We start from the raw sequence: 14,074 nt of genomic DNA, 5'->3' as shown, positions 1-14,074 counted from the left end.
CACCTTAATTCTGCTTCCCACAAAAAAAGAAAAAACAAGATATGGGCAGCAAGTTGCAAGATTAAGATTCCGTGCAAGAGCAGCAATAGAACCCTGTATTTCACATTTAAAAAGAAACCACTCCTTAGGATTAAACTTCCTTAAAGGAGTGGCTGGAGATATTCATAACGCCCTATTAGCAGGGATTGGATACAATTTGAAGATGAGATTGAACCAAATCAAACAACAAATTCTTTTTTGGCTCGAAGTTGTTCTCAAAATCTTCTTAGGCAAGTATAATTTTCAAAATGAAAAATTAGCTTTTTAAGGAATGACTAATTATAGTTTCCGCCAACAGCCAAAGAGAAATCTTTTTTGAAATTTTTGGTATAATCTCCCAAAAACGAAATGTTATTAATAACCTGTGGCGTGCTTTGGCGGATGCTGGATGTCAGGTAAGTATCATTAATGTAAGGCGGGCTGTATGTGTCATTTTGTGAATTACCAAATCTTTTAAAATTAAGGTAAGCCACGTTCAGGTTAAGCTTGCTGCCCAAAGAGTCTGTTTTTAATTCATAATTCAGGTTGAGTGAGTTATTGTAAGAGCGGCTGTTATCCTTACTGTAGGTCCGGGAGTAGAACATCGCACCGTTATTACTGATGGTGTTATACAGGTCTGCTTCTGAGTTGTAACTTCTGTTGTTCCAGCTGTTATATTGCAGGGCGAGATTACTCTTATCATTCAGTTCATAATCCATATTCAGGTAACCACCCAGGTTTTTGTTGGGGTCTTTGATATATCCGCTGGACATGGTACTAATGTTATCATTGATGTTCCCGTTATTCAGTTCATAATATTGGGTCCGGATATTTTCGCTGGTATTGATATTGGTACTGAGGCCAAATTTCCCTTTCCTGTAATTAAGGCTTACGCCGGCTGATGTATTATTGTAATAATCATCAGAATTCACCATTCTAAGGTTACCGTTGAGGCCGTCAGACATTCTTTTTTTAAGAATGATATTAATGATGCCATCAGAGGATTCTACCTGAAACTCGCTGCCCGGAGTTGTAATCACCTCGATCTTCTGGATGTTTTCTGCCGGCGTATTTTTTAAGAATTCTACCAGCGAGTCCGCATTCATATTAGATTTTCTGCCATTGATGTATATGACAGCGTTGTTTTTACCAGCAATTTTAAGCGTTTTATCATCGGTTGAGATTACCATAGGAGTCACTTTCAACAGGCTGAATGCATTATTTCCTTTCGCAACAGGCGAAGCGGCGACATCATATACCAGTCGGTCGCTTTGTTTTTTGAAGACTTGTTTTGTAATAGTTACAGCTTCTATGTCTTTTGTCTTAGCCGAGTCTTGTTTGGCTTGCTGAGCGTATATCAATCCTGAAAAAAACAGGGCGGCTATCAGAAGTTTTGGTTTCATAGGATATTTTTTTAGTGTGGTTAATTGCTTGATTCAATATTTATTATTGCAAAGATATATATTAAAATTAGTATTATGCAATACAAAGTAGTAAATAAAATTAATTTATTGATATAATAGACTGATTATCAACAGTAAAAATTTTGTCTCACAATTATTAGACAACTTAAAACATTATTTTGTTACATTCATTACCTTAAAAAAAACAAAAACCTCTGCAGATTTTTGCAAAGGCTTTGTTCTGTGATATTTGAAGATGTCTTTTTTTTAGCGAATTTTTTTGTTTTTGTTATGGGATTATAATATTAGATCAAAACGGCATTTGGGTTTTCAAAATCGTTACTTTTTTCGAAATGATAAAGGCTTTCTAAAGTTGTGTTAGCAATCTGCTCCAATGCTTCTGCAGTAAAAAAGGCCTGATGCGCTGTTACCAAAACATTAGGGAAACTCATCAGCCGCTGGATGGTGTCATCTTCTATAATGGTCTGAGACAGGTCGCGGAAAAATAATTTCTCTTCCTGTTCATAAACATCAATGCCGAGATAACCGATGTGATGGTCTTTTAAACCTTGGATAACCGCTTTTGTGTCGATTAGTCCGCCGCGGCTTGTGTTGATAATCATCACATTTTTCTTCATTTTCCGGATAGAATCTTTGTTGATGAGGTGATGCGTAGCTTCTATTAATGGACAATGAAGTGAAATAATATCAGATTCTGCAAACAAATGTTCCAAGGAACAATATTCGATACCAATATCTTTCAGCTGCTGATTTTCTGCAATATCAAAAGCCAAAATCCGGGCACCAAATCCTTTCGCAATTTTGGCAAATGCAACCCCGATATTCCCGGTCCCGATAACGCCAATGGTTTTCTGATAAAGATTGAATCCCATCAGGCCGTTCAGCGCAAAGTTTTGTTCCCGTACCCGGTTATAGGCTTTGTGTGTTTTTCGGTTGAGTGTAAGGATCATCGCCATCGCGTGTTCTGCAACCGCTTCAGGAGAATAAGCAGGCACTCTACAAACCCTTATCCCGAGGTGTTTGGCGGCTTCCAGATCAATATTGTTGAATCCTGCACACCGCAAAGCAATATATTTCACACTTTTTTTGGAGAGAGCTTCCAGAACTTCTGCATTCAGCTTGTCGTTGACAAAGGCGCATACAGCATCCGAGTGGTCAATCAGATTCAGGACATGAGGGCCAAGATGCGTATCAAAATAATCCAATTCAAAATTGAATTTCTTATTCGCTTTGTCAAAAAACTCTTTGTCGTAAGGTTTGGAAGAGAAGAATGTAACTTTCATCTCATAAAGATACAAATCAGGCTTTAAAATTGTATTTTTTATCGCTTGATTATCATCAGTTATTGCGAATTTTCTGTGCTAGTTTTTTATCTACCCAAATGGTCGCAAAAGGGAAAAAGGCCGCCATTAATGCGAAAATAAATTCCTCATCATCCCATTGGTAGATCTTTTTTGCCGGTAAGATCAGCAATAGGTAAAGCGTAAAAAACAAACCGTGGATATTTCCGATAATGATAATGTAAATGGTAGGCAGTACGCTTTCTTTATCTTCGCGGATCCAATACATCGCAGTGAAAAGCAGAAGCCAGGAGATCGCTTCTGCCAAGCATATTTGCTTAAACCATTTTGTGATTTTGTCTTCAGGGTATTTTGAGAAGTATTTTTCTATGATGTTCATTTGAGCTATATTGAAGTGATTTTTTCTGGGTTGCTAAACTTCCGCTCCCAGCATCCAACATCTGTTCCTCTTTATTTATAAAAACTGCTTCTGTCCAGATAATCAAAAACTTCCGGCGGCAGCATCGGTCGTACGTTTTTACCTTCTTTTATCATAGTCCGGATCTCTGTTGCAGACAATTCTATTACCGGCGCTTTGATCTGGTGGATATTTTCATGCTTCAAGGTTGTCAGCCTGAGGCTCTCGAAGGCTTCGGTATTTCTTCCCTGCTCAACGATCCTCGGGTAAACAATGATTTGATAATTCTTCAGTATCAGTTCGTGGTTTTTCCATTTATGCAAACTTCCCAAATTATCTTCCCCCATAATTAATGAAAAGGAGACATTCGGGTACTTTTCCTGCAGATAAGTTAGTGTATCAATAGTATAACCGGGTGTTGGCAAAGAAAACTCAACGTTTGAGGCGCGCATTTTAGGATAGTTTTTGATGGCTAATTCTACCATATCCAGGCGATTGTGATCATTAAGTAATGATTTTTTGTCCTTAAAAGGATTCTGAGGGCTTACCACAAACCATAGCTCCTGCATATCAGAATATTCCAGGATGTAGTTCGCCAAAATCAGATGCCCGATGTGGATGGGATTAAATGACCCAAAAAACAATCCGATTTTTTTATTCATAGGTAGTACTTCTAATGGGCATATTCAATTCCTAATCTTTATTGGTATTTGGATTTTTGAGCATAGCAATTTCAATTATTGATGAAAACGCACATCGCGGATGCTAAGAAAATGCGAAACATTGCCCTTCCAGTGGTTTTCCTCTATGGTAAAAGCCAGGTCAAATGTTTTAGTTTTAAAGTTGTCTGCAAATTGCCCAAAACGGAAACCAACACATTCTATATTCCGGCCTGTGGTAGGCTGTAAAATATTGAATTTGAGGTGAGTGCTTTCTTTTCCCATCAGCCTTACATAACCATTCACTTTGATGTTTTTAAGAACCAGAACCGGTTTCATATTATGAGGGCCAAAAGGTGCCAGCTTTCTGTGGAAATTGAAAAACTCCCTGTTGAGATCTTCTGGTTTTACAACACTGTCTATATAGATGGATGGCTCTTTCTGATGATCCTTGATATTATTTTTTACAAATTCTTCAAAACGGTCTTTGAATTCTTCAAAATGTTCTTTCTCCATAGAAAGCCCGGCGGCGGCCTGGTGCCCACCAAATTTCATAAAAAGATCAGAGCAGTATTCCAGCGCTTTGTGAATGTCAAAATCGGCCACAGACCTTGCCGAAGCCACCATCTCGCCGTTATTGCCTTCGGTAAAAACCAGCGTTGGTTTGTAATAGTTCTCAATCAGGCGCGAGGCAACAATCCCGATAACGCCTTTGTTCCAGCTGGGATCGTACACAATGGTAGAAAAACGTTGGATTTTCTGCAATTCCAGTACCTGGTTCATCGCTGACTGCGTGATGTTGATATCCATCTCGCGGCGCTCATCGTTCAGGTTGATAATTTCATTTACAATTTGTTGTGCCTGTTTCAGGTTGTCGGAGATCATCAGTTCTACTGCAGCTTTCGCATGCGAAATTCTCCCAGCTGCATTGATCTTAGGCGCAATATCAAACACAATATTAGAAATATCAAAGTGAGACAGTTTCTCTTCAGGAATAAGAAGCCTCAACCCAAATTTTCTGGTTTTCCTCAGGAATTTGAGGCCTTGTTTTGCCAATACCCGGTTTTCTCCTGTCATGGCCACAATGTCGGATGCGATGCTAATAGCCAAAAGGTCGGTGAGTTCAAAAAGCTCACTTTCCGGGATTTTATAGATGGTATTAAGGCCCTGGCAAAGTTTGAAACCTACACCGCAACCACTCAACTCTTTGTAAGGATAGCGGCAGTCTTTGCGTTTTGGATCCAGCACAGCAATCGCATTCGGGATTTTATCGCCTGGCAGGTGGTGGTCACAAATGATAAAATCTACACCCACAGAATTGGCATAATCAATCTTATCCACCGATTTTATACCGCAATCCAGCGCAATAATCAGCGAAAAGCCGTTCTCTTTGGCAAAATCAATGCCTTCATCGGAGATGCCGTAGCCTTCCACATTCCTGTCCGGGATATAAAAATCAAGGTATTTTTTATCAACAATTTTGCTTAGGTAGAGGTACATCAACGCAACAGAAGTTGTCCCGTCGACATCATAATCGCCGTATACCAGTATTTTCTCCCCATTTTCTATAGCTGTGGCAATGCGTTCTACCGCCTTTTGCATGTCGGCCATCAGAAAAGGATTGTGGATATCTGTACCGTTTGGTTTAAAAAATTCGCGCGCCTTCTGATAATTATCAATCTCACGCATGACCAGGATTTTGGATTCAAGCGTTCCAAAACCAATAGAAGAAATCAGTCCGTCAACAATCTCTTCATCCGGCTCGGGTTTATAAATCCATCTTTGCGTCATAGCTACAAATTTACATAAAAAAAACGGCTTTCAGAAATTTTGGTTCGGGCGCCTTTTTGCGGTTTCCCACAATCGTGGCCTGCCCAAAACCGCAAAAACCGCGCTGTCCGCTGTATCTTTTGCAAGCCCATGGCTCATCCTTAGTTTTTGCAAAAGGATGCCGCTTCCATCGCTGGCGCAGCGCTTGGGTAATCTTACAAAAAACCCATTCAGAATTGAACTTCCAAATGGGTTTTATTATTCAAAATAATTGAGAGAGGTCATTATTTAATTACATACTGGAAAATATAATGTTCTCGCTAATGAGGCAGATTTTACTGATTAAAATTTTATCATCTGCGTAATCGGATTAATCTGCAAGAGTTGAAAAATAATCAGAAACTTCTAATAAGATTTTTTGATATAAAAATACCGTATGACCTCTAATTTACAATTCCTGATTAATTGCCAGTTCTATTTTTTATTTCGAGTGATTCAAGGCATTGGCATCAATATTCACGCCCAGGCCTTGAGCCACACGCATGCCCAGTTCTATATTGGCCCGGAAAAAGTGGCACAACTGACGGTTGATAATTTCGTCCCGTTTTGGTCCGTCTACTGCACCCAGATGCCCTACGATATTATTAACCAAAGCCGTGCGGTCTTCCGGTTTCATCGCTTTTGTGTATAGAAGGCCTGGCTGTGTATAATGGTCATCATCGTTTTGATTTCGGTCATAGTTGGCGACGTGGGTATTTTCTACATCATATTCAAAGGATTGGTACGCTTTGTCCGGCTCTACATCACTGAAGCTGTTAGGGTAATAGTTTGGCTTATCTCCATAATCCGAATCGTCTGCCATATAACCGTCTCTCTGGAAATTATTCACCGCAAAGGGGCACTTGTTGACAGCTAGCTGATGGGAATTAACACCAAGTCTGTAGCGGTGCGCATCGGCATAAGAAAATAATCGTCCCTGCAACATTTTATCGGGTGAGAAGCTGATGCCGTCTACCAAATGGCTTGGGGCAAAAGCGGCCTGTTCTACATGTACAAAATAATTTCTTGGAACTTCATTCAGTTCCATAACGCCTACTTCTATCATCGGGAACTCATCGTGGAACCATACTTTGGTTACATCAAACGGATTCCATCGCCATTCCTTAGCCTGTTGTTCTGTCATGGTTTGTATAAAGAGTTTCCATTTTGGAAAATCTCCTTTTTCGATAGCGTTCACTAGATCTTCCTGCGCAAAATCCGGATTTTCACCCTTCATTTTTGTAGCGTCGGCATCAGAAAAATTTTTAATCCCCTGCTGTGTTATAAAATGGAATTTGACCCAGGTTCTCTCATTTTTGTCATTAATCATTGCAAACGTATGAGAGCCAAACCCGTGCATGTGCCTGTAACCGTGCGGTGTACCACGATCCGACATGAGAATCATAACTTGGTGCAAAGATTCCGGATTAAGAGACCAAAAATCCCACATTGCCGTTTTGCTCTTCAGGTGAGATTTCGGTAATCGTTTTTGGGTGTGGATAAAATCCGGAAATTTCTTGGCATCTTTAATAAAAAAGACCGGTGTATTATTGCCTACCAGATCCCAGTTGCCGTCTTCGGTATAGAATTTCAGTGCAAAACCTCTCGGATCTCTTTCTGTATCGGCACTTCCCATTTCTCCCCCAACCGTTGAGAAACGCGCAAACATCCTGCAGGAGTTCCCAACCTGTGAGAAAAGTTTAGCTCTTGTAAGGTGGCTGATGTCATGGGTAACTGTAAATGTACCATAAGCGCCGGATCCCTTGGCGTGTACAATTCTTTCCGGGATTCTCTCTCTTACAAAGTGGGCGAGATTCTCCTGAAGTACAAAGTCCTGTAACAATACCGGGCCTCTTGGCCCAACAGTCTGTGAATCCTGATGTTCGTAATAAGGCGATCCGACAGAATTCGTCAATTTTTTTTTGTTTTCCATATCTTGTTTTGTTTTAGTCAGTTTTCTGCAGCTAAATTCGGAAAAAAAATTATTTATGAAACAGATTAATAATTATCTTTGTCATAGATAAAATTAATTAGCAACTGTGAATATCCAACAATTAGAATATCTTATCGCTGTTGATAAATATAAGCATTTTGGTAAAGCTGCACAAGCTTGTTTCATTACTCAGCCTACACTTAGCGCTATGATCCAAAAGTTTGAAGATGAGCTTGATATCAAGATTTTTGATCGCACAACGCATCCCATCCGCACAACAGATGCCGGTGCCGAACTGATAAAAGAGGCGCAAAAAGTGATAGATTCTGTGATGGAACTCAAAAATAAGGCTAACCTTCTTAATAATATCCTTGCCGGTAAGCTTAATCTTGGTATTATTCCCACGGTTTCCACTTATATTTTGCCCAATGAGATTTTTAGTTTTTTAAAGAAAAATCCACAGATAGAGCTAAATATTAAAGAGATGACGACAGATAATATTATCCGTTCTCTTAAGTCCGGCGAACTGGATGCAGGCATTATTTCTACGCCTTATCATTCCGCGGATGAGTTTTATCAGGATTTCCTGTTCAATGAGGAGCTAATGCTTTATTCTGCCAATCAGGCTGATGGTGTTAAAAAAGACCGTTATGTGGTGCCGGAAAATATCGATGTAGATAAAGTTTGGCTTTTGGAAGAGGGCAATTGCCTGAGGACGCAGTTCGAAAACATCTGTCATCTTAAAGAAAACTCGCTGAAGCCCAATAATCTGGAGTTTTTGGCGTCCAGTATCAATACATTAATCCAAATGGTCGATAAAGTTGGCGGTATTACTATTTTGCCTGAGATGGGAGCGGAACAGCTTTCTGCAGAACAGAAGCAAAAAGTTTCCAGATTTATCAAACCTTTCCCGTACCGTGAAGTGAGCCTTATCTATTACAAGCCTACTTATAAGCAAAAAATTATTGATGAACTTACTGCTGAGGTTCGCAGTTCTATGGAAAAGCGGCTTAATTTCTACAAGGATAGAGATAATTATGTGAGTATTAAACCTGAATAAATTCATACTCAGTTAATGGGAATTGATTTTGTAATATAAAATATTGTATGTAATTTTGCGGTCGAATTTTATACCAACGGAGGAGAACTTTGACTGATTGCAACCTCAATAAAAAATGCTAAAACAGATAATTTCTTTTTTAGTTCCTTTATTGATTTCCAGCAGATTCTCCTTAGAATTATAATACAAAAGGAATAATTTATGTCTTATTTATTTACATCCGAATCCGTCTCAGAAGGGCATCCGGATAAAGTAGCCGATCAGATTTCTGATGCGCTCATCGATCACTTTTTAGCATACGACAAAAATTCTAAGGTAGCTTGTGAGACCCTTGTAACTACCGGGCAGGTTGTTTTGGCAGGAGAAGTAAAGTCCGAGGCTTATCTTGATGTGCAGCACATCGCCAGAGAAGTGATCAACAAGATTGGGTATACCAAAAGCGAATATATGTTCAATGGTGATTCCTGTGGTGTGATTTCCGCAATCCATGAGCAGTCTCCGGATATCAATCAGGGTGTTGACAGAACGTTGGACGAAACCGATTTTGAAACCCGTGCCAATGCACAGGGAGCGGGAGATCAGGGAATGATGTTTGGTTACGCTACCAATGAAACCGAAAACTATATGCCATTGGCACTAGATCTTGCACATCAGATCCTGAAAGAATTGGCAAACCTGAGAAGAGAAGGCAATGCCATCCCTTATTTGCGCCCCGATGCTAAATCCCAAGTAACGATAGAATATTCTGACGATCACAAGCCAATCAGGATAGACAGTATTGTTGTCTCTACACAACATGATGATTTTGGAAGCGAAGAGGCTATGTTGGCAAAAATCAAGAAGGATATCATTGATATATTGATTCCTAAGGTAAAGGCAGCTCAAAAGCCCGAAATACAGGAATTATTTGAAGGTGACATCAAGTATCATATTAATCCGACAGGTAAATTCGTTATCGGCGGACCACATGGTGATACCGGCCTTACCGGCAGGAAAATTATTGTAGATACTTATGGTGGCAAAGGTGCACACGGTGGTGGCGCTTTCTCGGGGAAAGACCCTTCTAAAGTGGACAGAAGTGCGGCTTATGCAACAAGACATATTGCGAAAAACCTGGTAGCAGCGGGTGTTGCAGATGAGGTTTTGGTTCAGGTTTCATACGCTATTGGTGTAGCAGAACCTTGTGGTCTTTACATCAATACATTCGGTACTTCAAAAGTTGGATTGTCTGATGGCGAGATTGCTAAAAAAGTTCAGAAACTTTTTGACCTTAGGCCGTATGCTGTAGAAAAAAATCTGAAACTGAGAAATCCTATCTATATAGAGACTGCCGCTTATGGCCATATGGGCAAAGATTATTATGTTGCCGATAAAACCTTTAACAAAGGGCAAAAAAACGAATTGACGCTTAAAGATCTTGAATTCTTCACGTGGGAGAAACTGGATCGTGTAGACGATATCAAAAAAGAATTTGGGTTGTAAGATCCTGCTCTTTTTAATGTGTAAACTGCTTTATCTCTGGTAAAGCAGTTTTTTGTTATCCATTTTGCTAATGAGCACGACTTTTGTTGTTGCAAAACAATTTTATAATCTCTCTTTTGCTACTTTTGTGCTTTGCTAGATTTAACACTATCCGCTATAATGAAATCAAAATTATTCATCTTCATATTAATATCAATCTGTGGCATCACAAAATCTCAAATGACGGTTCATAAAATGCTGAATGTAGGCTATGTTTATCAGAACCAGAGTTTTGGTGAAGTAGGAGGAAAGCTGTTGTTTCTTAAGAATGATGATGTCATTTTTAGAACAGGACTTTCTGCAATGATGGGATCTGTTCATCAAAAGTTTGCAATTATGCCAAAAGTGCAGGCTGATTTTCTACTCAATTTTCAGAAAAATGTAGATTTTTATCACGCTTTTTATTTTGTAGCTGGTGCCGAAGCGACCAATAAATATATCGCGCCAAAAGTAGGATTTAGCCTTTTTGGAATTGTTGATCTAATGGGTGGCTATGGTTTTTCTGTCGATGACAGAGGCCTCAATGGTAAGGAGCTGAAGGGTCTTAATATTAATTTGACAATAAATATCCCTATCGTGCTATTAAATTGATGCTTCAAAATCAATTTTATTGTGTATGATTAAAAATTATTTAAATATTTAACATTATTTTAACTTTTCGTTTGGTCTTTTTTATTACTTTTACAGACCAAAATCAATGCGTATAGAGCAAATCTACTTCTAGAAAAAAATGAAATGAAGATCCTCAGATAGATTCAGTTAATATTTAATTGAAGGATAATTTGGGATGCAATATTTAGAAGTATGAAAACGCAAACGGATAGCAACTTAATCATGCTCTATCAGAACGGTGACGAAAATGCACTGGCCTCTCTGATAGAAAGACACAAAAAAGACCTTTATACCTTTATATTTTATAAATTAATGGATGAAGATCTTGCCAATGATATTTTTCAGGATACATTTATAAAGATCATCGTTACACTCAAAGAGCGGCGTTACAAAGAAGAAAATAAATTTATTCTTTGGGCAAAACGTATCGCCCACAATCTTATTATAGACCATTACAGGCTTCAGTCCAAAAATATCAAAATCTCAGAAACTACTTTTGAGAACGAAGAGTTTTCTATTTTTGATATTATCAAAGAGCCAGAGAATAATATTGAGGATAAATTAATAGACAGGCAAATCAATGAGGATCTATTAAAAATGCTGGTGATGCTGCCAGAGAACCAGCAGGAAGTTATCAAACTCAGGTTTTATGATGGGCTTAGCTTCAAAGATATTGCAGATCAGACAGATACGAGTATCAATACAACACTGGGCAGAGTCCGCTACGCACTCATTAATCTCAGGAAAATTATGGATGAAAACAAAATTATTTTGACAAAATAATAATAAAGTATTTCTTTTGGCGTTATTGTTGTAAAGTTTTGCCTATGAAAAATAACGACACTTTATTACCAAAAGCTTTGACACCAAAGAAAGAAATAATCGATTTTTTGCTGAATTTTTCCAGGAATAGTCAGCCGATAAAAACCAAAAACAACAGAGTGGTTTTGGTTTCGAAAAACTAGGATTTTTAGATTTTTAAATAATTGATTTTATGACGGAGCTTTCCTACGTGGACAAAAAATGACTAGATTTGTGCCTTATGAATAACATGAGGCACATTTTTTTTGATCTTGATAATACGTTATGGGATCACCGCAAAAATGCATATTTAACAATAAAAGAACTTTTTAACCAGCAAAAAATTACGGAAAAGTACGGGATTGATTTTGAATCTTTCCATCAGGTCTACCATGATATCAACGAACGCCTTTGGGAACAGATCCGTGATGGTGAAATTGATAAAGATTATCTTAGGAAACACCGCTTTTACGATTCATTTCTTTCTTTTGGGATAGACGACGCCCAACTCTCAGATTATTTTGAGCATCATTTTCTGGATGAGATCCTCAATTATAATGAGCTTGTAGATGGCGCAATTGATCTTCTTGACTATTTGCGCAACAAGGGCTATATAATGCATATAATTTCTAATGGTTTTCAGGAGGTTACGGAGCGGAAATGTATATTATCCGGTATATCGGATTATTTTGAGACCATTACCAGCGCAGATTCCATTGGGTTGAGAAAACCGCGGCCGGAGATTTTTGATTATTCTCTTAATCTCGCAAAAGCCGGTAAAGAGGAAAGTATAATGATCGGTGATGACTGGATTGCGGATGTAAAAGGTGCTCAAAATTTTGGGATGGATGTCATCTTTTTTGATGTGTACCAAGATAATCCGCAAGAAGCAGGTTTAAAGGTCGTAAGGCACCTGTCTGAGATCAAAAACTATCTGTGAAAAAAATCACCTTTCTACAATTTGGAAAGGTGATCTTAGTTTAATAAAAAACCTGCAATTAGAGTCCCAGACTTTCTCTTACGCGTTTTAAGGTTTGTGTCGCAATGACTTTGGTCTTAGCAGCACCTTCCTGAAGTTTTGCTTCCAGCTCATCCAGGTTATTCATATAGTATGAGAATTTTTCGCGCTCAGTAGCAAATTTTGTCAGGATAAGATCCAGCAATTCTTTTTTTGCATGGCCATAACCATAGTTGCCGGCGAGATATTTGGCTCTCAATTCTTCTGTTTGCTGTGGCGTTGCAATAAGGGAGTAGATTGCAAAAACTTTATCGGTCTCCGGATCTTTGGGATCTTCCAGTGGCGTTGAGTCTGTTTCAATAGACATCACCTGCTTTTTAAGCTCCTTCTCAGGCAGGAAAATATTGATGATATTTCCCATGGATTTTGACATTTTGCGGCCATCTGTTCCGGGAACATATTTGGTATTCTCTTCCAACTCTGCTTTTGGCAATACAAAGACCTCACCCATCTGATTATTAAAGCGGGATGCCACATCTCTCGCAATTTCCAGATGCTGCAACTGGTCTTTCCCAACGGGAACAATCTCCGCATCGTATAGCAAAATATCTGCTGCCATCAGAATTGGATAATTAAAAAGCCCGGCATTTACATCGCTAAGGCGGTCGGCTTTGTCCTTGAAAGAATGAGCCAATGTCAGTCTCTGGAAAGGAAAAAAACAATCCAGGTACCAAGTCAGTTCACAGGTTTCCGGGATGTCGCTCTGTCTGTAAAAAAAAGTTTTTTCAGTATCAAGGCCACAGGCCAGCCAAGCCGCTGCAATCTCATAAGTATTTTGTTTTAAAACTTTTGCATCTTTGATTTGTGTTAGCGAGTGCAGGTTGGCAATAAACAGAAAAGATTCATTTTCAGACTTTTTTGAAAGTTCTATTGCCGGCATAATAGCGCCCAGGAGATTTCCCAAATGAGGTGTCCCGGTAGCTTGAATTCCTGTAAGTATTCTTGACATTGATTATGTTTTTGATTATTGAAGCTGGATTTTCCAAGCCCAATTCATTAGGCAAAAATAGCAAACAAAGAAAACTAATCCAATTTTATATTTTATTATCTGGATGAATTGTTTTTTGCTGTAATTTAGTTTATAAATTAAAACTAATCCCGATGAATAAAAAATGGAAACTCACTATTGTCAGCATCTTTTCCATGATAATGATAAGCTGCGATAGAATCTGGGAAGAAAACCAAAGAAAAAAGGCAGAGGATAATTAGTCGTTCCTTAACAAAACCCACTATTTAATTTATTTTTAAAAACAGGATTAGAAAACAGCATAATTTGTATCTTATAAAATAAGAAAATAATTTTCTGTTTCAGTAGTTCCATCATTTTCTTCATGTTCCAAGCGGTTGCAGCTAGTAATGCATTGATTTGTGGTCCCGTTTCTCCCATGAAGTAATTTTTTGCCAGCCTAAAATCGGTTTTTAAATGTCCGATGATAGGTTCTATTGCCGCTCTGGTTCTAAATTTTTTGCGCTTTGTCTGCTTTTGATAAGCAGTGTCTTTTTTTCTTGGAGTGCTTGGGA

Annotated in this window: 13 protein-coding genes and 2 pseudogenes; 7 read left to right on the top strand and 8 right to left on the bottom strand. The window is 38.5% G+C overall.

The window, feature by feature from the left end; translation table 11 throughout:
• Positions 1 to 307, top strand: a pseudogene (locus B0B05_RS16715) (IS5/IS1182 family transposase); the annotation flags it as partial.
• Between the two features lie 7 nt (positions 308 to 314).
• On the opposite strand, the gene B0B05_RS15295 reads toward B0B05_RS16715, so the two are convergent.
• The 6 genes from B0B05_RS15295 to B0B05_RS15270 form a co-directional block, all read right to left on the bottom strand.
• Positions 315 to 1,421: a TonB-dependent receptor gene (locus B0B05_RS15295; protein WP_076784452.1), complete on the bottom strand. Its 1,107-nt coding sequence runs from the start codon at positions 1,419 to 1,421 to the stop codon at positions 315 to 317.
• A 305-nt stretch (positions 1,422 to 1,726) separates the two neighbouring features.
• Positions 1,727 to 2,725 carry a 2-hydroxyacid dehydrogenase gene (locus B0B05_RS15290; RefSeq protein WP_076784451.1) on the bottom strand — a complete coding sequence of 333 codons (999 nt, stop codon included), beginning with the start codon at positions 2,723 to 2,725 and terminating at the stop codon, positions 1,727 to 1,729.
• Positions 2,726 to 2,780: 55 nt separating this feature from the next.
• The gene (locus tag B0B05_RS15285) at positions 2,781 to 3,122 is read right to left on the bottom strand and encodes a DUF3817 domain-containing protein (protein WP_076784450.1); all 342 of its coding nucleotides are present in this window, start codon (positions 3,120 to 3,122) and stop codon (positions 2,781 to 2,783) included.
• A 71-nt stretch (positions 3,123 to 3,193) separates the two neighbouring features.
• Positions 3,194 to 3,802 carry a nicotinate (nicotinamide) nucleotide adenylyltransferase gene (nadD, locus tag B0B05_RS15280; RefSeq protein WP_076784449.1) on the bottom strand — a complete coding sequence of 203 codons (609 nt, stop codon included), beginning with the start codon at positions 3,800 to 3,802 and terminating at the stop codon, positions 3,194 to 3,196.
• A 75-nt stretch (positions 3,803 to 3,877) separates the two neighbouring features.
• Positions 3,878 to 5,590: a single-stranded-DNA-specific exonuclease RecJ gene (gene recJ, locus B0B05_RS15275; protein ID WP_076784448.1), complete on the bottom strand. Its 1,713-nt coding sequence runs from the start codon at positions 5,588 to 5,590 to the stop codon at positions 3,878 to 3,880.
• Positions 5,591 to 6,050: 460 nt separating this feature from the next.
• Positions 6,051 to 7,541, bottom strand: a complete 1,491-nt coding sequence (locus B0B05_RS15270; RefSeq protein ID WP_076784447.1) for a catalase — start codon at positions 7,539 to 7,541, stop codon at positions 6,051 to 6,053.
• Positions 7,542 to 7,647: 106 nt separating this feature from the next.
• On the opposite strand from B0B05_RS15270, the gene B0B05_RS15265 reads away from it, so the two are divergent.
• From B0B05_RS15265 to B0B05_RS15245, 6 genes are all read left to right on the top strand, one after another.
• The gene (locus tag B0B05_RS15265) at positions 7,648 to 8,601 is read left to right on the top strand and encodes a hydrogen peroxide-inducible genes activator (RefSeq protein ID WP_076784446.1); all 954 of its coding nucleotides are present in this window, start codon (positions 7,648 to 7,650) and stop codon (positions 8,599 to 8,601) included.
• Between the two features lie 201 nt (positions 8,602 to 8,802).
• Positions 8,803 to 10,083: a methionine adenosyltransferase gene (gene metK, locus B0B05_RS15260; protein WP_076784445.1), complete on the top strand. Its 1,281-nt coding sequence runs from the start codon at positions 8,803 to 8,805 to the stop codon at positions 10,081 to 10,083.
• A 159-nt stretch (positions 10,084 to 10,242) separates the two neighbouring features.
• Positions 10,243 to 10,713, top strand: a complete 471-nt coding sequence (locus B0B05_RS15255; RefSeq protein ID WP_076784444.1) for a hypothetical protein — start codon at positions 10,243 to 10,245, stop codon at positions 10,711 to 10,713.
• Positions 10,714 to 10,926: 213 nt separating this feature from the next.
• Positions 10,927 to 11,517 (top strand): RNA polymerase sigma factor, encoded by a 591-nt coding sequence (locus B0B05_RS15250; protein ID WP_076784443.1) that lies wholly within the window; start codon positions 10,927 to 10,929, stop codon positions 11,515 to 11,517.
• 44 nt (positions 11,518 to 11,561) lie between these two features.
• Entirely contained in the window at positions 11,562 to 11,699 is a 138-nt protein-coding gene (locus B0B05_RS16775; protein ID WP_168639333.1) for a hypothetical protein, read from the top strand.
• A gap of 86 nt (positions 11,700 to 11,785) precedes the next feature.
• Complete coding sequence (locus B0B05_RS15245) at positions 11,786 to 12,475, top strand: YjjG family noncanonical pyrimidine nucleotidase (RefSeq protein ID WP_228454842.1); 690 nt, start codon at positions 11,786 to 11,788, stop codon at positions 12,473 to 12,475.
• A 58-nt stretch (positions 12,476 to 12,533) separates the two neighbouring features.
• On the opposite strand, the gene trpS is transcribed toward B0B05_RS15245, so the two are convergent.
• Together trpS and B0B05_RS16710 are read right to left on the bottom strand one after the other, a co-directional pair.
• Positions 12,534 to 13,502, bottom strand: coding sequence for a tryptophan--tRNA ligase (gene trpS / locus B0B05_RS15240; protein ID WP_076784441.1), 969 nt, complete (start codon positions 13,500 to 13,502; stop codon positions 12,534 to 12,536).
• A gap of 267 nt (positions 13,503 to 13,769) precedes the next feature.
• Positions 13,770 to 14,074: pseudogene (locus B0B05_RS16710) on the bottom strand (IS5/IS1182 family transposase); the annotation flags it as partial.

Origin of the sequence: Epilithonimonas bovis DSM 19482, from assembly GCF_900108115.1 — a bacterium.
In the GTDB taxonomy this organism is placed as follows: domain Bacteria; phylum Bacteroidota; class Bacteroidia; order Flavobacteriales; family Weeksellaceae; genus Epilithonimonas; species Epilithonimonas bovis.
Note: the sequence above shows the minus strand (reverse complement) of the source record. Positions and strands in the feature narration are given on the sequence as shown.

Bases quoted from the DNA above. Each gene is read 5' to 3' on its own strand.
- metK (WP_076784445.1), top strand. From the start codon at position 8,803: ATGTCTTATTTATTTACATCCGAATCCGTCTCAGAAGGGCATCCGGAT.
- B0B05_RS16775 (WP_168639333.1), top strand. From the start codon at position 11,562: ATGAAAAATAACGACACTTTATTACCAAAAGCTTTGACACCAAAGAAA.
- B0B05_RS15245 (WP_228454842.1), top strand. From the start codon at position 11,786: ATGAGGCACATTTTTTTTGATCTTGATAATACGTTATGGGATCACCGC.
- trpS (WP_076784441.1), bottom strand. From the start codon at position 13,502: ATGTCAAGAATACTTACAGGAATTCAAGCTACCGGGACACCTCATTTG.
- recJ (WP_076784448.1), bottom strand. From the start codon at position 5,590: ATGACGCAAAGATGGATTTATAAACCCGAGCCGGATGAAGAGATTGTT.
- B0B05_RS15250 (WP_076784443.1), top strand. From the start codon at position 10,927: ATGAAAACGCAAACGGATAGCAACTTAATCATGCTCTATCAGAACGGT.
- B0B05_RS15270 (WP_076784447.1), bottom strand. From the start codon at position 7,541: ATGGAAAACAAAAAAAAATTGACGAATTCTGTCGGATCGCCTTATTAC.
- B0B05_RS15295 (WP_076784452.1), bottom strand. From the start codon at position 1,421: ATGAAACCAAAACTTCTGATAGCCGCCCTGTTTTTTTCAGGATTGATA.
- B0B05_RS15290 (WP_076784451.1), bottom strand. From the start codon at position 2,725: ATGAAAGTTACATTCTTCTCTTCCAAACCTTACGACAAAGAGTTTTTT.
- nadD (WP_076784449.1), bottom strand. From the start codon at position 3,802: ATGAATAAAAAAATCGGATTGTTTTTTGGGTCATTTAATCCCATCCAC.
- B0B05_RS15285 (WP_076784450.1), bottom strand. From the start codon at position 3,122: ATGAACATCATAGAAAAATACTTCTCAAAATACCCTGAAGACAAAATC.
- B0B05_RS15255 (WP_076784444.1), top strand. From the start codon at position 10,243: ATGAAATCAAAATTATTCATCTTCATATTAATATCAATCTGTGGCATC.